Source organism: Achromobacter sp. B7 (genome assembly GCF_003600685.1).
Classification (GTDB): domain Bacteria; phylum Pseudomonadota; class Gammaproteobacteria; order Burkholderiales; family Burkholderiaceae_B; genus Achromobacter; species Achromobacter spanius_B.
This window is the reverse complement of the sequence record NZ_CP032084.1, coordinates 4,969,198-4,987,275: the sequence shown is the minus strand read 5'-3', so window position 1 is coordinate 4,987,275 and position 18,078 is coordinate 4,969,198. Positions and strand designations below refer to the sequence as shown.

Here is an 18,078-nt window from a genome sequence, read left to right as displayed (position 1 = left end):
ACGACATAGTTGCAAGATAACAATAAGCGCGCATATACTTGCCTCACTTAGTTTTGAAACGCCACTAAGGGCCGATCATGTTCACCATCACTGCCGTAGTAGAAGGACAACGCCAAACCGAAACGCCGACCGCGTTCGTGTTTCCCGGCGGCGAAAGCCAGGTCACGGTGCCCGCCGGCTTGCGCGCGGCGGCCGAGGCCGCCACCGAGTTCCGTATCCACGCGCTGCTCAAGTCCGCCAATGACGTCATGCAGCTGCTGATGCTGACCGACGCCTTGCGCCGCCTGAATCCCGCCGTGCCGGTGCATCTGGACATGCCTTACGTGCCCTATGCCCGGCAAGACCGGGTGTGCAATCCGGGCGAGGCCCTGGGCGCGGCCGTCTTCTGCAAGCTGATCAACGACCAGCAATACGCCACCGTCACCATCACCGAACCGCACAGCGACGTTACCCCCGCGCTGTTGCAGCGGGTGCGCGTGGTGGACGCCGCCGCGTTTGTCGGCCGGACGCTGGCGGCACCGGCCTTTGCCAAGGGCGTGACGTTGATGGCGCCCGACGCCGGCGCCCGCAAGCGGGTGCAGGCCCTGGCCAAGAAGCTGGGCGTGGCCGACGTGCGCTACGCCGAAAAGGTGCGCGACCCGCAAACGGGCCGCATCACCGAAACCCGCGTGCCCGACGACGTTCCCGACCAGCCCATCCTGGTGGTGGACGACATCTGCGACGGCGGCCGCACCTTTCTGGAACTGGCGTTGGCGCTTGCCGACAAGACGCGCCAGCCGCTTTACCTGTACGTCACGCATGGCATCTTCAGCCATGGCTTGACGGCTTTGAATGAACGCTATGCCGGCGTGTTCACCGCCTACGACTGGACGTTGACCGATGGCGACGGCGCCCCGGTCTGCGTAGGCCCGGACCGCCCAACGCCTGCATCGCCGTCTTTGGCGCCCAACCCCCAGGCGTGCGCCATCCCCGCGCTTGTGAACTAAGTAGGAAACTGCCATGAATGCTCCCGACACCCTGATCGCCAAGAACGGCATCAACCCCTTCCTGCAAGCGGATTTCTACAAGACTGGCCACCCCTTCCAGTACCCCAAGGGCACCAACAAGATCCTGGCCAACTTCACGCCACGCTCGGCGCGGCTGGCGCCGGTGCTGCCCGAATTGTTCGACGACAAGATCGTCTGGTTCGGCCTGCAAGGCTTTATCAAGGAAATCTTGATCGACCTGTTCAACCGCGAATTCTTCGGCAAGCCGGCCGGCAGCGCGGTGCGCCAATACCAACGCCGCGTGGACAATGCGCTGGGCAAGGGCGCCGTCACCGTCGACCACCTGCAAGCGCTGTATGAACTGGGCTACCTGCCGCTGGAGATCCGCTCGGTGCCCGAAGGCGCCCGCGTCGACATCCGCGTGCCGCCCGTTACCTTCATCAACACGCACCCCGACTTTGCGTGGCTGGTCACCTACATCGAAACCCTGTTCAGCTGCGAATCGTGGAAGCCGTCCACGGTGGCCACCATTGCCTTTGAATACCGCAAGCTGCTGACCTATTTCGCGCGCACCACGGGCAGCCCCATGGACTTCGTGAACTGGCAGGGGCACGACTTTTCCATGCGCGGCATGTCCGGCTTGTACGACGCACGCAAGAGCGGCGCGGGCCACTTGCTGTCGTTCACCGGCACGGACACGATTCCCGCCATCGACTACCTGGAAGACATCTACGGCGCGGATTCCGATCGGGAACTGGTCGGTGGGTCGGTGCCGGCGACGGAACACTCGGTGATGTGCCTGGGCAGCAAGGAAGGCGAGATCGAAACCATCCGCCGCCTGGTCACCCAGGTGTATCCCGGCGGCATCGTGTCGGTGGTGTCCGACACCTGGGACTTCTGGCAGGTGGTGACCGATTTCGCCGCTGCGCTCAAGTCGGAAATCCTGGCGCGCACGCCCGACCCGTACGGCAATGCCAAGGTGGTGTTCCGCCCGGATTCCGGCGACCCGGTGAAGATCCTGACGGGCTATTTCTGCACCGACGTGCCGGCCGTCCAGGATGCGACGGCGCTGGCCGCCGCGCGGCGCGAAGGCTTCGAGGCGGTGCGCGACGCCGCCACCGGCAAGTACTGGCTGCTGGACGATGACGCCCGCGCCGTCCAGCCGCTGCGCGAAGCCGAGGTCAAGGGCGCGGTGCAGTGCCTGTGGGACATTTTCGGTGGTGTGGTGACGGACCGTGGCTACAAGCTGCTGGACCCACACGTTGGCCTGATCTACGGCGACTCGATCACGCTGGCACGCGGCCGCGACATTCTTGTGCGCCTGGAAAAGAAGGGCTACGCCTCCGGCAACGTGGTGCTGGGCATCGGCTCGTACACGTACCAGTACCTGACGCGCGACACCTTCGGCTGGGCACTGAAAGCCACGTACGCCGAAGTGAACGGCGAACCCGAGGAACTGGTCAAGGACCCGGTCACGGATTCCGGCGTGAAGCGTTCGGCCAAGGGCCTGCTGCGCGTGGACGAGACCGCCACGGGTTATGAACTGCACGACCAGCAGACGCCTGAACAAGCGGCGGGCGGTGCGCTGGTGCCGGTGTTTCGCGACGGCCAGCTGCTGGTGGAACAGGACCTGGCCCAGATCCGGCAGCGGCTGCAAACGTCGTGGGTATGCCCGGAAGCCGGCAGCATTGCGTGGGCCTCGCGCTGATCCGATAGCGTCGCCCATGAAAAAAGCCGCACGCCCGATTCGGGCAGTGCGGCTTTTTTATTGCCTGAAGAGTCGTTCGTCAGGCCTTGGCCCGCGCGCGCTTGTCTTCACGCACGAAAATCACCACGCCCACGATGATCATCAGCGCCAGCGCGTACCAGGTAATGGCATAGACGAGATGGTTGTTCGGAAATTCCAGCACGGTCAGCCCGCCGACGGGGGCCTTGGCCGGATCGCGCCCCGGGCTGGACGCTGCGTCGGCATCGATGAAGTAGGGCGCCACATCCGTCAGGCCGCGCGCGGCGGCAATGGCGGGCAGGTCACGCGAATACCAGAGGTTGGCGGCCGGATCGTTGTTGCGCAAAAAGCCGCTGCCGGGTTCGCCCATGCGCAGCAGGCCCGTCACGCGGCCTTCGGCGGGCGGCGGCGGGTTGGCGCCTTCTGTCTTGCGCCATTGCGGCAGCACAAACCCGCGATTGACCAGCACCGTGCCGCCATCGGCCATTTGCAAGGGCGTCATGACCCAGTAGCCGCTGCCCAGTTCGGTGGCGGCCTGCACCAGCGTCTGGCGGTCGTACTGATACGTGCCGGTGGCGGTGACGTGGCGGTATTCGGCATTGCTTGACGTCAGGCCGCGCCATTCCTGCTTGCCCGGCGCGGGGGCGGTGGGCGCGTGCGCGCGCTGCTTCACCTGCGAGATCAGCGCTTGTTTCCAGGCCAGCCGGTGCACCTGCCAGGTGCCCAGCGCGCAAAGGCCGGCGAACAGGCCGGCAGCAACCACGCCCAGGATGACCAGGGTGGTTTTGCTGCGCGGTTTACGGGGGGTGTCGCGGATAGTGGTGTCTTTTACTGCTGCCATCAGGGCATATTCCGCATGTCGTGTGTGGACATGGGCATCATATTGGAGTTCAAGTGATACATGATCCAGATTGATCCGCTGAGCGTGATTACGACCAGCACCAGCGTGAATATTAACGCCAACATGTTCCAGCCGCTTTCGGACTTGGTGTCCATGTGCAGGAAGTAGATGATGTGGACCACGATCTGCACCACGGCAAACGCCAGGATCACCAGCGCCGTCGTGCGCGAACTGGGAAACACGCGGTTCATGACCAGCCAGAACGGAATGGCGGTCAGGATGGCCGCCAGGATGAAGCCGGTGACATAGCTTTTCAGCGTGCCATGGCCGGCGCCGTCATCGTCGTCGTGGTGGTCATGGCCGCCGCCGTGGCCATGCAGCCCACGATCAGCCAGGTTGTCCATGTGCGACGTCGTCATGGCAGCACTCCCATCAGGTACACGAAGGTGAACACGCCCACCCAGATCAGGTCCAGGAAGTGCCAGAACATCGACAGGCACATCAGGCGGCGGCGGTTCTCGGGGATCAGGCCATGCATCCGCACCTGGATCATCATCGTCACCAGCCACACGATGCCGAACGTGACGTGCAGCCCGTGCGTGCCCACCAGCGTGAAGAACGCCGACAGGAAGGCGCTGCGCTGCGGCCCCGCGCCCTGGTGGATCAGGTGCGCGAATTCGTAGATTTCCAGCGACAGAAAGCCCAGCCCAAGCAGGCCCGTCACCGCCAGCCACAGCTGCGTGGCGCCGATGCGGTTGCGCCGCATCTCCAGCATGGCAAAGCCGTAGGTAATGGACGACAACAGCAGCAGCGAGGTGTTCACCGCCACCAGCGGCAGGTCGAACAGGTCGGCGCCGGATGGCCCCGCCGCGTAGCTGCGCCCCAGCACGCCGTACGTGGCGAACAGGCACGCGAAGATGAGGCAATCGCTCATCAGGTAGACCCAGAACCCAAGCAGCGTGCCGTTCTTGGGATGATGTTCGCCCGGCACGTAGAACACGGGCTCTTGCGGCGGCGCGGCGCCGCCTGGCAGGGTGGGGGCCAAGGTATCAGACATGATTCGCTAACAACCTCGTGCGGGCGGCCTCTTCGCGCACGACCTCATCGGCCGGCACGTAGTAGTCGCGCTTGTAGTTGAAGGTATGAATGATGGACACCAGGATCAGCGCCACGAAAGACAGCACGGCCAGCGGCCACATGTGCCAGATCAGCGCAAAGCCCATCACCACGCTGATGCCCGCCAGCACGATGCCGGCCCAGGTGTTCTTGGGCATGTGGATGGGGATGAAGCCTTGCTGCGGCCGTTCGTAGCCGTGCTGTTTCATCTGCCACCAGGCGTCCAGGTCATGCACGCGCGGTGTGAAGGCAAAGTTGTATTGCGGCGGCGGCGACGACGTGGACCATTCCAGCGTGCGGCCGTCCCAGGGGTCGCCGGTGAAGTCGCGCAGCTGGTCGCGGCGGCGATAGCTGACGATCAGCTGGATGATGAAGCTGGCGATGCCGCAGGCAATCAGCAAGGCGCCGACCGCCGCGATCTGAAACCAGATTTGCAGCGACATGTCTTCAAAGTGATTCACGCGGCGCGTCACCCCCATCAGGCCCAGCACATACAGCGGCATGAAGGCTACGTAGAAGCCCACCAGCCAGAACCAGAACGAGCACTTGCCCCAGAACGGGTCCAGCTTGTAGCCGAAGGCTTTCGGGAACCAGTAGGTGATGCCGGCCATCAAGCCGAACAGCACGCCGCCGATGATCACGTTATGAAAGTGCGCGATCAGGAACAGGCTGTTGTGCAGGGCGAAGTCGGCGGGCGGCACCGCCAGCAGCACGCCCGTCATGCCGCCGATCACGAAGGTGACCATGAAGCCCAGCGTCCACAGCATGGGGACTTCGAAGCGGATGCGGCCGCGATACATGGTGAACAGCCAGTTGAAGATCTTGGCCCCGGTCGGGATCGAGATGATCATGGTGGTGATCCCGAAGAACGAATTCACGCTGGCCCCGGACCCCATGGTGAAGAAGTGGTGCAGCCAAACCAGGTACGACAGCACCGTGATCACGACGGTGGCGTACACCATGGACGCATAGCCGAACAGGCGCTTGCGGCAGAACGTGGCCACCACTTCAGAGAAGATGCCGAAGGCCGGCAGGATCAGGATGTAGACCTCGGGGTGGCCCCAGATCCAGATCAGGTTCACGTACATCATGGCGTTGCCGCCGAAGTCCGCCGTGAAAAAGTTGGTGCCCACGTAGCGGTCCATGGACAGCAGCGCCAGCACCGCCGTCAGCACGGGGAAGGCCGCCACGATCAGCACGTTGGTGCACAGCGCGGTCCACGTGAAGATGGGCATGCGCATCATCTTCATGCCGGGCGCGCGCATTTTCACGATGGTGACCAGCAGGTTCACGCCGGATAGCAGGGTTCCCACCCCGGCAATCTGCAACGCCCATATGTAGTAATCGACCCCGACATCCGGACTGTGCAGGATGCCGGACAGCGGGGGATACGCCAGCCAGCCGGTGCGCGCGAATTCCCCCACGAACAGCGACATCATCACCAGGATCACGCCGCCCGTCGTCATCCAGAAACTAAAGTTGTTCAAGAACGGAAAAGCCACGTCGCGCGCGCCGATCTGTAGCGGCACGATGTAGTTCATCAGGCCCGTGACCAGCGGCATGGCCACGAAGAAAATCATGATCACGCCGTGCGCGGTAAAGATCTGGTCGTAGTGGTGCGGCGGCAGATAACCGGTGGAATCGCCGAACGCCACAGCCTGCTGCAAGCGCATCATGATGGCGTCGGCAAAGCCGCGCAGCAGCATGACGATGCCCAGGATCACATACATGATCCCGATTTTCTTGTGGTCGATGCTGGTGAACCATTCATGCCACAGGTAGCCCCACTTCTTGTAGTAGGTGATGGACCCAAGCACCACGATGCCCACGATGGCCACCATGAAGAACGTGGCGATCAGGATGGGCTCGTGGTAGGGGATGGCGTCCCAGGTCAGGCGACCGAAGATCAGCTTGGTGAGGTCTGGTTGATCAGGCATCTTGATTCCAGCGTAAAAACCACGATTTCATGAAACCCTGCGTCATCCGATGTGCGGTGCGGACGGCGCGGACCGCGCGCATGCCGCTACAACACCAGCCCTTCGGTGGACGTGCACATGGCGCCCACATACTTGCGCGGCTTGGTGTCGGTCAGGCCCAGCCGTTCGCGCGTTTGCGCGTCCAGCGTGGTGACGTTGAGCGCGCCCGGTATGCCCATGCCGCCTTGCGCGTCGATGGCCATGGCGTCTTTCATGCACATGCGGTTGCCTTCGACGCAGCGGTTCACAATGGCGTCGAACAGGCCGGGTGCGACCGAGGCGTAGTGTTGGATGGGGTTGCGTTCGCTGGGCTGCTCAAGCTTCAGGTAGGCATCGCGCGTCAGCCGCTGGGTAGAGGCGCGCGTGTCGGCCACCCACTTGTCAAAGCCCTGCTGGTCCAGCCCATGGAACTTGAAGCGCATGCCCGAGAAGCCCGAGCCGCTGTAGTTGGCCGACAGCCCTTCGTATTCGCCGGGGTGGTTGATGACCGCGTGCAAGGTCGTCTGCATGCCGGGCATGGCGTAGATCTGGCCGGCCAGCGCGGGCACGAAGAATGAATTCATCACCGACGACGAGGTGATCTTGAACTGGATGGGGCGGTCAACGGGCGCCGCCATTTCGTTGACGGCGGCGATGCCTTGTTCGGGGTACAGGAACAGCCACTTCCAGTCCAGCGCCACCACTTCGACCACCAGCGGCTTGGTGCCCGTGGGCACCTCGCGGCCTTCGGACAGGCGGGCAAGCGGGCGGTAGGGATCCAGCTGGTGGGTACTGACCCAGGTCAACGCGCCCAGCGCGATGATGATGAGCAGCGGCGCCGCCCAGATCAGAAGCTCCAGCATGGTGGAGTGGTTCCATTCCGGATCGTAGTGAGCCTCTTTGTTGCTGGCCCGATAGCGCCACGCAAACAGAAAGGTCAGGAAGATCACCGGCACGATGATCAGCAGCATCAAGCCGGTTGAAATGATGATCAGATTACGCTGTTGAAGCGCGACATCGCCCGAGGGCGACAGCAGCACTGCATTGCATCCAGCGAGCAATGGCAGGGCGGTAATCAGGATCAATCCGCGGAGCCTGGTGATGGACAACATAGCCATACCTCGAAACGTAACCGTGGGAGGTAAACGCAACACTACGCTGGAAGCCGCGAAAAATCTAGGGTAAAAAGAACAAAAGTGTGCGCGGCAAGGCGTGCGCGGCAGGGCGCTATCCCAATGCGGGCGCGGCTTGGCGGGCAGCAACGTTGCGTTGCACTGGCATGTTGCAAGATCGTAGACAAGGCGGTTTCGAACTTCCTACAGTGAGCACATCCATGTCGACCTCCACGCAGTATCCCGGTCATGCCCCTTCCGTTCCCGGCCCGGGGGCACCGTCCGGCGGGGCCAGCCATGCCAAGGTGGCTCCTGGCGAAATCGCCGTCGGCGTGGTGGTGGGGCGCGCATCCGAATACTTCGATTTTTTCGTGTTCGGCATCGCTTGCGTGCTGGTCTTTCCCCGAGTCTTCTTCCCGTTTGAAGCACCGCTTGAAGGCACGCTGTGGTCCTTCGTGATCTTCTCGTTTGCGTTCATCATGCGGCCCATCGGCACGGCGCTGTCGATGGCGGTGCAGCGGCGTTGGGGCCGCGCCACAAAATTGACGGTTGCGCTGTTTGTGTTGGGCACGGCCACGGTAGGCATGGCGTTTCTGCCCAGCTACGAAACCATCGGCGCGCACGCCATCACCTTGCTTGCCGTATTTCGCTGCCTGCAAGGGTTGGCCTTCGGTGGCTCGTGGGATGGGTTGCCGTCGTTGCTGGCGTTGAACGCGCCGCCCAATCGGCGTGGCTGGTATTCGATGATGGGGCAGTTGGGCGCACCGGTCGGCTTCCTGGTCGCCAGCGCGTTGTTCCTGTATTTGCACGTCACGCTGACGCAGGCCGACTTCATCGAATGGGGCTGGCGCTATCCGTTCTTCGTGGCGTTCGCCATCAACGTGGTGGCGCTGTTCGCGCGGCTGCGCCTGGTCGTCACCGAGGAATACACGCAGCTGCTTGAAGAAGGCGAACTGGAACCCATCAGCATTACCGAGATGCTGCGTTCACAAGGCTACAACCTGTTCATCGGCGCGTTCGCGGCGCTGGCCAGCTATGCGCTGTTCCACCTTGTCACCGTGTTCCCGCTGTCGTGGATTGCGATCAGTGCCACGCAACAGATTACCGACGTGCTGATTGTCCAGATCTTTGGCGCGGTGCTGGGCATCCTGGGCACGGTGGCTTCCGGCTGGTTGGCCGACCGCATCGGCCGGCGCACCACGCTGGGCATGCTGGCGGTGGCGATCGGCATCTTTGCGCTGTTCGCACCGTGGCTGCTGGGCGGCGGGCCGGTGGGGCAGGACGCCTTCATCCTGATCGGCTTCGCGTTGCTGGGCTTGTCGTATGGACAGGCGTCCGGCACCGTCACGGCCAACTTCACGCGCCGCTTCCGCTACACGGGCGCCGCGCTTACGTCGGACATGGCGTGGCTGGTCGGCGCGGCATTCGCGCCGGTGGTTGCGCTGGGCTTGTCGGCCCGCTTCGGCCTGGTGGCCGTCAGCGTCTACCTGTTGTCGGGCGCGGCATGCACCTTGCTGGCATTGCGCATCAACAAGGTGCTGGAAACGCGGGATTGATCCTTCGGCCGGGGGCTTTTTTCAGCCCCCGAATCCTTCCAGCACGTTCGCCACGTTGATGCCTACGTCGGCCACGGCATAGCCGCCTTCCATCGTGAAAACGGTTGGCAGGCCCAGGCTGGCCAGCGCCTGGCCGACGGCCAGATAGTCCGCGCTTTTCAGCTTGAATGTCGAGATCGGATCACCTTCGTAGGTGTCCACGCCTAGCGCGACCACGACCGCGTCGGCCTTGAACGCTTGCACGGCGGCCAGCCCTTGTTGCAGCGCTTGCATCCAGGTGGCGAAGTCGGTGCCGGCGGGCAGCGGCAAATTCAGGTTGGCCCCAAAGCCCGTGCCTTCGCCTGCTTCGTCGGCATAGCCCAGAAAGAAGGGGTATTCGGTGGTTGGGTCGCCATGGATCGACACCGTCAACACGTCGCCGCGTTCGTAGAAGATGCTTTGCGTGCCGTTGCCGTGGTGGTAGTCCACATCCAGAATCGCCACGCGGGCGGCGCCGGCTTCGCGCAGGGCTTGCGCGGCCAGTGCGGCGTTGTTCAGGAAGCAGTAACCGCCGAAGAAATCAGCGCCGGCATGGTGGCCGGGCGGGCGCGTCAAGGCCATGGCGGCACGCGGGCCGCCAGCGGGGGTGACGGCGCGCGCGGCGTCGATGGCGCAAGCCGCGCCGGCGGTGGCCGCCACCCAGGTGCCGGCCGTCAACGGACAGCCGCTGTCAAACGAAAACAGCCCGACGCGGGCGGCGAAATTGGTCGGTTCGATGTCGTGGCGAAAGCCGCGCACCGGCCAGACGGAAGGCAGGATGTCGATGTCCGCGTTGGCCGGATCCAGCGCCACCCAGTCTTGCCAGGCTCGGGCTAGAAAATCCACGTAGCGCGGCGTGTGCACGCGCTTGATCAGGTCCATGTCGGGCGCGGACGGCGCACGCAGTTCGCCGATGCCACGCTGGCGCAGCGCGTCCAGCACAAAGGTCAGCCGGGCCGGCGTTTCGTGGCAGGGCACCAGCTTGCCCCGGAACATTTCGTGGCGACCGGCGTGTTGGTCATGGACGGGGTTGTGGAAAATCAGCACGGGGTCGGTCCTTGAATGGCGGGCAATGACAGGTGGCGGTTGTCACTATAGCGGGCGCAGCGCATACCACGCCACGGCCGGCAGTTCTCGAAATAGGGAATAAATATCGCGCCATTCGAAGAAGCGCGGATAGCCGCCGCTGACGTCCGCCACGCCATGGCGGCGCAAGGCCAGCATGGTGCGGGGGACGTGGAAATACTGCGTCACGACCAGCGCGCGGGTATAGCCGTGTTCGCGCATATAGGCGCCGGCATGGCGCGCGGTGGCCCAGGAATTGTCGCCCGCGCTGTCCGTCACGATGCGGTCGCTGGGCACGCCGCGTGCCAACAGGTAGCCGCGCATCACGGCGGCCTCGTCGGCCCCGGCCGGGTCTATGCCGCCGCTGACGAACAGGGTGTGGCATTGCTCGGCCGCGTAGCAGTCATAAGCGCGATCCAGTCGGGCCGCAAGCCGTGGCGAGGGCTGGCCGTTGGGCAGCACGGTGTTGCCCAGCACGATGGCGACGTCGGCGGGGCGGGCTTGGGTGGACAGGCCAGTAAGCAGGCCAGTAAGCAGGCCGGTTGCGGCCAGGGCGGCGGCCAGCAGAACGGTGGCAAGCAGAACGACGGCAAGCAATAAGGCGGCCACGCGGCCGGCGCGGCGGCGCATTGCCGGCTTCGAAGCCCGGTCCGAAGCCGCGGCCGGCTTATCGCCCGAATGGCCGCGATCAGCGCGAGGAAAGGTCACGAGTCGGGACGCTGTGTGGTGGATGATGAACGCGCGGCTACCGCGCGGCGGGCGGCCGTTTCGGCAGGGGGTAATCAAAGCGGACGTCGTTGGACACGATGGGCGCGGCAAGATTGCCCGGGTCGGTCAGGACGGCGGCGGCGCGGTACTTGCCGGGCGCAAGCGCGGGCAGGAACGGCACGCTGCTATAGCCGTTGTCGTTCAGCAGGTAAGCCGGTTTTCCATCTTCACCAGCGGCCCACACAACCGGGTCGCGCGCCAAGCCCAGCGGGTTGGCGGGGTGCAGCGTGTCGCCCTCACGCTGGTACAGCGGGTGCACGATGCGCTCGCCCTGCGCGTTGGTCAACAGCAGCCACACGCGCGGCGCGTTCAGGGCCACAGGCCCGTCGCCATGGTTGGCCACGCTGACCATGAACTGCCCGCCGTCTTCGCCATTCCAATCGGCCAGCGTGTCGGCAAGCTCAAGCGTCAGCCTGTCTTTCGGCGACGGCGTTGCCAGCCGATGCTTGTCGACGCGCAGATCGCCGTAGCGCACCCATTTCAGCACCGTGCCCGCCGTCTTGTCGGCGTAGCGCACTTGCAGCCAGTTGGGCGGGCGCAGCGCGACGACGTCCAGGTGCTCGCCTTCAGCGGCGGTCGTGCCGGGCCGGGCGTTGACGTCCGGCGCGTCGTACAGGTCCAGCCGGCTGACCGGCACCGTGCCGCCCTCCAGCGGCGATCCTTCGCCCTCGATGTCGATGCGGTCGATGGCGCCGTCTTCGCGAAAACGGTAGGTCAGTTCGGCAGCCTCGCTCTCCAGCGCGAACAGCGCCTGGGTGCCCCACGATGTGGCGCGCACGGTGCCGTCGGGGCGCAGCACGTAGTCTTCAAAGCCATTGCTGGCGGCGCCGTAGCGGCAGGCCACGTGAATCACAGGCTGCTTGTCGTCAATGACCGGGTTGACGAAGCCTTTGCAGGGGCTGGCGTTGTCGGGGTGGGCAATTTCCTGGTAGCCGCGGCGATCCGGCTGGTACAGGAACAGGCGGGCGAAAAGCTGCGTGCTGCCGCCGCTTTGCCCCAGGATCAGGTCGCGGTAGCCGTCGTGGTTGATGTCCACGGCCTGCACCTGGTCCACGGTGTCGTCATCGAAGGTGGCCAGCGGCTGGAGGGGGCCGTCGCCCACGCGTACGCTCGCTTGCTGCGTATCGCCATTGCCCAGGGTGATCACGGCCGCCAGCCCGGGCTGGATGACAATGGGATAGTTTTGCCGGGCGGCCGGGGAAGCAGTCCCGGACGCGGCCTGGGCAAGAATCTGCAGCTGGGTACGCGTTTGGTCCTGAACCTGGGTCTGTGCCCAAGCCCCGGCCTGCGGCTGTACCGCCATCGTGGCCAGTGAGGCCGCCAGCAAAATCCGTTTCACGCGCCTCTCCCCACCTGGAACAAGGGGGGGAATATACCGCAGCGCCGTGCGGGAAAACGATCACCGCGCGGCGCAAGCCGGCTTGCCATCTTGAGTAGAATTGACCGTCTGGAGTTGCTGCCGGTCTTATCGGCCCACGCGTGCCTGTCCGCCATGAACGTTGCCTTTCCCATCCGCCAAGAATGTCCGCCGGGCGCCTGTATGTGCGACCGCGACGCGCTGTTGGCGGATCCGGCGGCCGATATCCGCATCCTGCGGCTGACCAAGGAAGAAGAAAAACGCCTGGTCGCGCGCCTGGAAAACATCACCAGCCTGGAAGACCTGCGTGCCATGCAGGGACGTATCCAGGCGCAGCTGGGCATCGTGATCGTCATCACGCCCAGCGATAACGAGGTGCGTACGTCACGCGGGATCTCTATCCAGCTGCAAGAGGCGCCCGGGCTGTGCCGCAAGACGCGCACCGCGCTGCCCGCCGCCATCCGACGCGGCTTCGACAACAAACCTGAAATTGTCTACGCGTTGCTGAACGAGCGCGACCTGCTCAGCGGCACCTGATCAAGACGCCTGATCACCACGCCTGATCACGACGCCTTGCACGGCGCCAGCGGTACCACCGCCGACGGAGAGCGGCCCGCTTCGGGGCGCGTGGCCGGCTTGCCGCTTTGCCTGACCGGATAGCCCAGGATCACCGCGCTGCCGGCTTCCAGCCGCGCCGAGGCGGGCGACCCATATGCCACCGTCCAACCGCGCACGGCCAGTGGCGCCAAGGTGTATTGCAGGGCCGAGCCCGGCGATACGTGGGCCACCTTGCCCGCGAACAGCTCATGCTGCGGCTTGGGTTTGCCGTCGACCAGGGTGTAGGTGACGATGCGGTCCAGCGCGGCCGATTCGTCGTGCCGCGCCAGGATGGCGGTTTTGTATTTGCCGGGCGCGATGTCGGCCAGGCTGAGATTGAGCGGCTCGGTCGCGTGGCCCGCCGCGTCCAGGCGCACGCCGGAGACATCCACGCGCACCAGCGGCGCATCGCCCACATTGCGCACGCGCACGCTGTATTGGCCCGAGGTGCCGGTGGTGATGCAGACGTCCACGCCCAGCGGGTTCGGCTTGGGCGGCGCGGCAGCGTCGGCCAGCGCCACGGCTGGCAGCAGGCAAACCACGGCCAACCAGGCGGACAAGCCAGGCAGGCCTGGCTTGTTCGAGGGTGAGACGGGTGGGACCGATCGGGTGGGCACGGCACGCTCCTCATGAAAGGCAGCGTGCCGGGCGGCGCGTCGCCGCGCTTATTACACCACTTGACGGCTTTGGGCCGCATTGGCTTGCTGACGCTTGCCCGCGAGCCAGTGCAGGATCAACGCCAACACCAGCAGGCCGGCGATGATGAAGCCCCAGAAGATCCAGCCGACCACCGCGATCAGCGTGCCCAGGCTGCCCGCCACGGGCAAGACCTGGTTCAGGCCCTGCGCGGCCCACACCAGACCGCCTTGCAGCGTCTGCAACCAGGCCGGGTCCAGCCAGCCCGCCGCCCACGCCGGTGCGACCCATTGGGACGTGTCCAGCGCCGTGCCCGGCACCTGGGCGGTGGCGATGGTGGCCAACACCCAGTCGGTCAGTTGCAGGGTCAGCGCCACCAGCCCCGTCCAAAGCGCGGCCAGGACGGCGAAGGTGAGCCAGATGATTTTCTTCATTGCAGTGGTACTCCGATTCAAAAGAGGGTCCACGATAAAGCGGATTCTATTTCTAAAAAACCAGAGTGCGTGTGACAAACATTACGAAAAAACCGAAGTCTTGGCGTGCGCCAGCACCGCCTGGACCAGCGGATGATGCTGGCCGCGCCGATTGCGGATGGCGTGGATTTCTTCATGGACATCGTCGCAGCGGGCCAGCGGACGCAGTCCGCGCAGCAGGCCGATGTCATCGCCGCCCAGGCGGCTTAGCGGGAACACGCCCAGGCCGCGCGCGGCAAACACCGACATCAGCGCGCTGTCTTCGAATTCGCCGACGACGTTGGGCAGCACGCCCTGTTCGCTGAACCAGCGGTCCAGCGTCTGGCGCAGCACGGAATGGCCGGTGGGCAGCAGCACGGGCAGCCGCGCCAGGCAGCGCGGAAAGTCCAGCGTGTCGGCCTTGCGCACCAGGCGGGCCGGGCCGTACCAGTCCACGGGCGAAGACACCAGCCGGTCGCTGGTCAGGCGCAGGTTGGGGTTGGCGGGTGCGCCCTGGCCGGCCAGCACCAGGTCCAGATGGTGTTGGGCCAGTTCGCCCAGCAGCTCTTGAACTTCGCCTTCGTGGCAGGTCAGCCGCAGGTCGGGCGTTTCCAGCACGGGGCCCAGCAGCGCGTGCGCGGCAAGCTTGGAAATGCCATCCGACAGGCCGACCGACAGCCGGATGACCGGCTTGGTGGCGGCCGCGCGCACTTCCTGCGGCAAGGTATGGCCGATCTGGAAGATTTCTTCGGCGCGCGCGAAGGCGGCCTTGCCGGCGTCCGTCAGCGCCACCCCCCGGCCGGCCGGTTTGAGCAGTTGGTGGCCCAGGTTTTTTTCCAGTTCGCGCACCTGCGCGCTGATGGTCTGGATGGCCATGTCGAGCCGTTCGGCGGCGCGCGAAAAGCCGCCTTCCTTGGCGACCATCCAGAAGTAATACAGGTGACGGTAATTCAGCATGCGCTTGGACTCTTCGGTTTTTTCGAACCTTAACTCACTTTCAGGCTGATTTCTCGGTTGGTCTCATATCCGGATGATGGGCACCTTCGAACACAGCGGGGCAATCATGGACACTTTGATCACATTCTTCACCAACGATTTTTTAGGGACACCGACCTGGAGCTGGTTGCTGTTCGTGGGCATCGTCGTCAGCCTGCTGGCCTTTGACCTGGGCGTGCTGCACAAGGAAGACCGCGAGATCGGTGTGCGTGAAAGCCTGCTGTTGTCGGCCGGCTACATCACCGCGGCGCTGCTCTTCGGCGGCTGGGTGTGGTGGCAAATGGGCGCGACCAGCGGCATGGCCTATTACACGGGCTTCATGATCGAAAAATCGTTGTCCATGGATAACGTGTTCGTGATTGCGCTGATCTTCAGCTTCTTCGCGATTCCGCGCCAGTACCAGCATCGCGTGTTGTTCTGGGGCATCCTGGGCGTGATCGTGTTGCGCGCCATCATGATTGGCCTGGGCGCCGCGCTGGTCAGTAATTTTGGTTGGCTGCTGTATTTGTTCGGCGCGTTCCTGGTGTTCACGGGCATCAAGATGTGGATGATTGCCGACCAGACGCCGGACATCGCCACCAACCCGATCCTGAAGTTCCTGAAGCGCCACATGCGTGTCACGGAAGGCCTGCGCGGCAATGCGTTCATGGTGACCGAGACGGATCCGGCCACGTCCAAGAAGGTGCGTTATGCCACGCCGCTGCTCTTGGCCCTGGTCCTGATCGAGTTCGTTGACCTGGTGTTCGCGGTGGATTCGGTGCCTGCCATCTTCGCCATCACGACCGACCCGTTCATTGTCTACACCAGCAACATTTTCGCCATCCTGGGCTTGCGTGCGCTGTACTTTGCCCTGGCCGCCATGATCCATCGCTTCCACTACCTGAAGTACGCGTTGGCCCTGGTTCTGGTGTTTATCGGCACGAAGATTTTCCTGGTCGGCTTCATCGGCAAGGTGCCTGCGGCAGTATCGCTGGGCGTGACGTTCAGCCTGATCCTGGGCGGCGTGCTGTTCTCCTTGTGGAAAACCCGCTCGGACACGATGTCGACGCAGTAATCGAACCGTCCAGCAACAACCCGCCGGTTACCCCGGCGGGTTTTTTTCGTCGTTGCGATACGTCGTCGATATGAAAAACTGCAAATTTCCCTATTTGTAATATGGCGTTCCCGGGCGTAGAGTCGGCCGTATGTGAACGTTATGGACGCGTTATGCGCCGTTATGCCGCAACCAGGAGCCGCCATGAGCAACAACAGTTGGTCCGCCAAGCAATATTCCGCGTTTGAAAACGAACGCACCCGCCCCGTGCGCGATCTGGTCGCCGCCCTGCCTGACCAGGCGGTGCAACGGGCGGTGGACCTGGGCTGCGGCCCTGGCAATTCCACCGAGGTGCTGGCCCAGCGCTACCCCGACGCCGTGGTCACCGGCATGGACAGCTCGCAAGACATGGTGGATGCCGCGCGCAAGCGCTTGCCCGCCCTGCAATTCGACCTGGCTGACATCGCCACCTGGAATCCGCCCGAGCAATACGACGTCATCCTGGCGAACGCCGCGCTGCAGTGGGTGCCCGACCACGCCACGCTGTATCCGCGTCTGGTGGGCAAGCTGGCGCCGGGCGGCCTGCTGGCCGTGCAAACGCCTGACAACATGGAAGAACCCGCACATCGCCTCGCGCGCCAGGTGGCGGGCGAAGCGCCGTGGGCGGCGAAGACGGGCAACGTGAAGCACCCGCCGCGCCACAGCGCCGCCTGGTACTACGAATTGCTGAAACCGCATTGCGGCGTGCTGGATGTGTGGCGCACCACTTATCACCATCCGCTGGCAGGCGCGGCGGCGGTGGTGGAATGGTTCAAGGGCACCGCGCTGCGTCCGTACCTGGACAAGCTGGACGCTGCGGAACAGGCCAGCTTCCTGGCGCGCTATCAGGCCTTGATTGCCGAGGCTTACCCCGCGCTGGCCGATGGCACCGTGCTGCTGCCGTTTCCGCGCCTGTTCATCGTGGCAGGTCCCAAGCCGAGGTAACAGCGGCGCATCGTCACCCCGCCGCCGGACCCGCCGACTTGTCCGCGAAGTAGCGCGCGGGCGTCTTGCCCAGCGTTTTCTTGAACATCGTGATGAAGGCGCTGACCGATTCGTAGCCCAGGTCATCGGCGGTGCGCTGCACCGACACGCCCGCCGACAGGCGTTGCAGCGCCAGGATGATGTGCAGCTGCCGGCGCCAGCGCCCAAAACTCATGCCGACTTCCTGCTGCACCAGCCGCGCCAGCGTGCGTTCGCTCATGGCGACGCGCTTGCCCCACTGCGCGACGGTGCTGCGGTCGGACGGGTCGGCGTTCAGCGCGCTGGCGATGTCGCGCAGGCGAGGGTGGTCGGATAGCGGCAAGTGCAGATGCTCGGCCGGCATGCGCCGCAACTGCTCGATCAGCACGTCCGACAGCTGGCGGTTGACGGGCGCGTCCAGATCGGCGGCGGGTTGCGCGGACAGGTGCACGATCAGCTCGCGCAGCAGCGGCGTGATCGTCAGGGTGCAGCAGTTGGTCGGCAGGCCGGCAACATCGGCCGGCACAAACAGAAAGTACACAAGCCCGTTGGCCGTGACGCGATTGCTATGCGACATGCCGCCCGGTATCCACACGGCGCACTGTGGAGGCACCATCCACAGCCCTTGCGGCACGGAACACGTGACGCCGCCTCGCAGCGCCAGCACCAACTGGCCCATGGGGTGGCGATGGGTGGGGGATTCGTCGTCCCGGTCCGCCGGGTCCACCGGCATGGCGAAGGTGCACTGGGTGGGCGAGTCGAGGTCGAAGGGGGCTGGCAGGTTCAGTCGCATGGCAGGCCGCGCGGTCGGGGTGACAGGGGTCGATAAACCTGGCTTGGCCGGACCACACCGCCCGGACCA

18 protein-coding genes are annotated in these 18,078 nt (G+C 64.6%); 6 read left to right on the top strand and 12 right to left on the bottom strand.

All coding sequences use genetic code 11. From position 1 onward, the window contains the following. The first annotated feature begins 77 nt into the window (after positions 1 to 77). Together DVB37_RS22645 and DVB37_RS22640 are read left to right on the top strand one after the other, a co-directional pair. Positions 78 to 986 (top strand): phosphoribosyltransferase family protein, encoded by a 909-nt coding sequence (locus tag DVB37_RS22645; RefSeq protein WP_120156826.1) that lies wholly within the window; start codon positions 78 to 80, stop codon positions 984 to 986. 13 nt (positions 987 to 999) lie between these two features. Then, positions 1,000 to 2,694 carry a nicotinate phosphoribosyltransferase gene (locus DVB37_RS22640; RefSeq protein WP_104142231.1) on the top strand — a complete coding sequence of 565 codons (1,695 nt, stop codon included), beginning with the start codon at positions 1,000 to 1,002 and terminating at the stop codon, positions 2,692 to 2,694. A gap of 79 nt (positions 2,695 to 2,773) precedes the next feature. Here the strand turns inward: DVB37_RS22640 and DVB37_RS22635 are convergent, their stop codons facing one another. The 5 genes from DVB37_RS22635 to cyoA all read right to left on the bottom strand — a co-directional run bounded on the left by DVB37_RS22635 (position 2,774) and on the right by cyoA (position 7,736). Then, positions 2,774 to 3,553: an SURF1 family protein gene (locus DVB37_RS22635; RefSeq protein ID WP_120156825.1), complete on the bottom strand. Its 780-nt coding sequence runs from the start codon at positions 3,551 to 3,553 to the stop codon at positions 2,774 to 2,776. Then, on the bottom strand, positions 3,553 to 3,972 hold the full coding sequence (cyoD, locus tag DVB37_RS22630; protein ID WP_223264717.1) for a cytochrome o ubiquinol oxidase subunit IV: 420 nt from the start codon (positions 3,970 to 3,972) through the stop codon (positions 3,553 to 3,555). The genes DVB37_RS22635 and cyoD overlap by 1 nt, the downstream gene beginning before the upstream one ends. Next, positions 3,969 to 4,610, bottom strand: coding sequence for a cytochrome o ubiquinol oxidase subunit III (gene cyoC, locus DVB37_RS22625; RefSeq protein ID WP_120156824.1), 642 nt, complete (start codon positions 4,608 to 4,610; stop codon positions 3,969 to 3,971). Before cyoC ends, cyoD begins: the two co-directional genes overlap by 4 nt. Next, on the bottom strand, positions 4,603 to 6,606 hold the full coding sequence (cyoB, locus tag DVB37_RS22620) for a cytochrome o ubiquinol oxidase subunit I (protein WP_046806792.1): 2,004 nt from the start codon (positions 6,604 to 6,606) through the stop codon (positions 4,603 to 4,605). Before cyoB ends, cyoC begins: the two co-directional genes overlap by 8 nt. Positions 6,607 to 6,692: 86 nt before the next feature. Beyond that, complete coding sequence (cyoA, locus tag DVB37_RS22615; protein ID WP_046806791.1) at positions 6,693 to 7,736, bottom strand: ubiquinol oxidase subunit II; 1,044 nt, start codon at positions 7,734 to 7,736, stop codon at positions 6,693 to 6,695. 221 nt (positions 7,737 to 7,957) lie between these two features. Here cyoA and DVB37_RS22610 point away from each other — a divergent pair, with 221 nt between their 5' ends. Further along, positions 7,958 to 9,292, top strand: coding sequence for an MFS transporter (locus DVB37_RS22610; protein WP_046806790.1), 1,335 nt, complete (start codon positions 7,958 to 7,960; stop codon positions 9,290 to 9,292). 21 nt (positions 9,293 to 9,313) lie between these two features. Here the strand turns inward: DVB37_RS22610 and DVB37_RS22605 are convergent, their stop codons facing one another. From DVB37_RS22605 to DVB37_RS22595, 3 genes are all read right to left on the bottom strand, one after another. After that, positions 9,314 to 10,357, bottom strand: coding sequence for a histone deacetylase family protein (locus tag DVB37_RS22605; RefSeq protein ID WP_120156823.1), 1,044 nt, complete (start codon positions 10,355 to 10,357; stop codon positions 9,314 to 9,316). Between the two features lie 45 nt (positions 10,358 to 10,402). Beyond that, positions 10,403 to 11,005: a YdcF family protein gene (locus DVB37_RS22600; RefSeq protein WP_120156822.1), complete on the bottom strand. Its 603-nt coding sequence runs from the start codon at positions 11,003 to 11,005 to the stop codon at positions 10,403 to 10,405. Positions 11,006 to 11,120: 115 nt separating this feature from the next. After that, positions 11,121 to 12,482: an SH3 domain-containing protein gene (locus tag DVB37_RS22595; RefSeq protein ID WP_240433967.1), complete on the bottom strand. Its 1,362-nt coding sequence runs from the start codon at positions 12,480 to 12,482 to the stop codon at positions 11,121 to 11,123. A gap of 153 nt (positions 12,483 to 12,635) precedes the next feature. Here DVB37_RS22595 and DVB37_RS22590 point away from each other — a divergent pair, with 153 nt between their 5' ends. Then, complete coding sequence (locus tag DVB37_RS22590) at positions 12,636 to 13,037, top strand: hypothetical protein (protein ID WP_104142344.1); 402 nt, start codon at positions 12,636 to 12,638, stop codon at positions 13,035 to 13,037. Positions 13,038 to 13,063: 26 nt separating this feature from the next. On the opposite strand, the gene DVB37_RS22585 is transcribed toward DVB37_RS22590, so the two are convergent. The 3 genes from DVB37_RS22585 to DVB37_RS22575 all read right to left on the bottom strand — a co-directional run bounded on the left by DVB37_RS22585 (position 13,064) and on the right by DVB37_RS22575 (position 15,142). Continuing rightward, positions 13,064 to 13,714 carry a hypothetical protein gene (locus DVB37_RS22585; protein ID WP_371683087.1) on the bottom strand — a complete coding sequence of 217 codons (651 nt, stop codon included), beginning with the start codon at positions 13,712 to 13,714 and terminating at the stop codon, positions 13,064 to 13,066. Positions 13,715 to 13,765: 51 nt separating this feature from the next. Then, a complete protein-coding gene (locus DVB37_RS22580) occupies positions 13,766 to 14,167 on the bottom strand; it encodes a hypothetical protein (protein ID WP_046806786.1) in 402 nt (133 codons plus the stop codon). Between the two features lie 81 nt (positions 14,168 to 14,248). After that, positions 14,249 to 15,142: a LysR substrate-binding domain-containing protein gene (locus DVB37_RS22575; protein WP_046806785.1), complete on the bottom strand. Its 894-nt coding sequence runs from the start codon at positions 15,140 to 15,142 to the stop codon at positions 14,249 to 14,251. 106 nt (positions 15,143 to 15,248) lie between these two features. Between DVB37_RS22575 and DVB37_RS22570 the strand changes: the two genes are divergently transcribed. Both DVB37_RS22570 and tam read left to right on the top strand, forming a co-directional pair. After that, positions 15,249 to 16,235: a TerC family protein gene (locus DVB37_RS22570; protein WP_046806807.1), complete on the top strand. Its 987-nt coding sequence runs from the start codon at positions 15,249 to 15,251 to the stop codon at positions 16,233 to 16,235. A gap of 183 nt (positions 16,236 to 16,418) precedes the next feature. Next, complete coding sequence (gene tam, locus DVB37_RS22565) at positions 16,419 to 17,198, top strand: trans-aconitate 2-methyltransferase (protein WP_046806784.1); 780 nt, start codon at positions 16,419 to 16,421, stop codon at positions 17,196 to 17,198. Between the two features lie 13 nt (positions 17,199 to 17,211). Here tam and DVB37_RS22560 read toward each other — a convergent pair whose 3' ends face one another. Then, positions 17,212 to 18,009, bottom strand: a complete 798-nt coding sequence (locus tag DVB37_RS22560) for a helix-turn-helix domain-containing protein (RefSeq protein ID WP_046806783.1) — start codon at positions 18,007 to 18,009, stop codon at positions 17,212 to 17,214. Between the last annotated feature and the right edge of the window lie 69 nt (positions 18,010 to 18,078).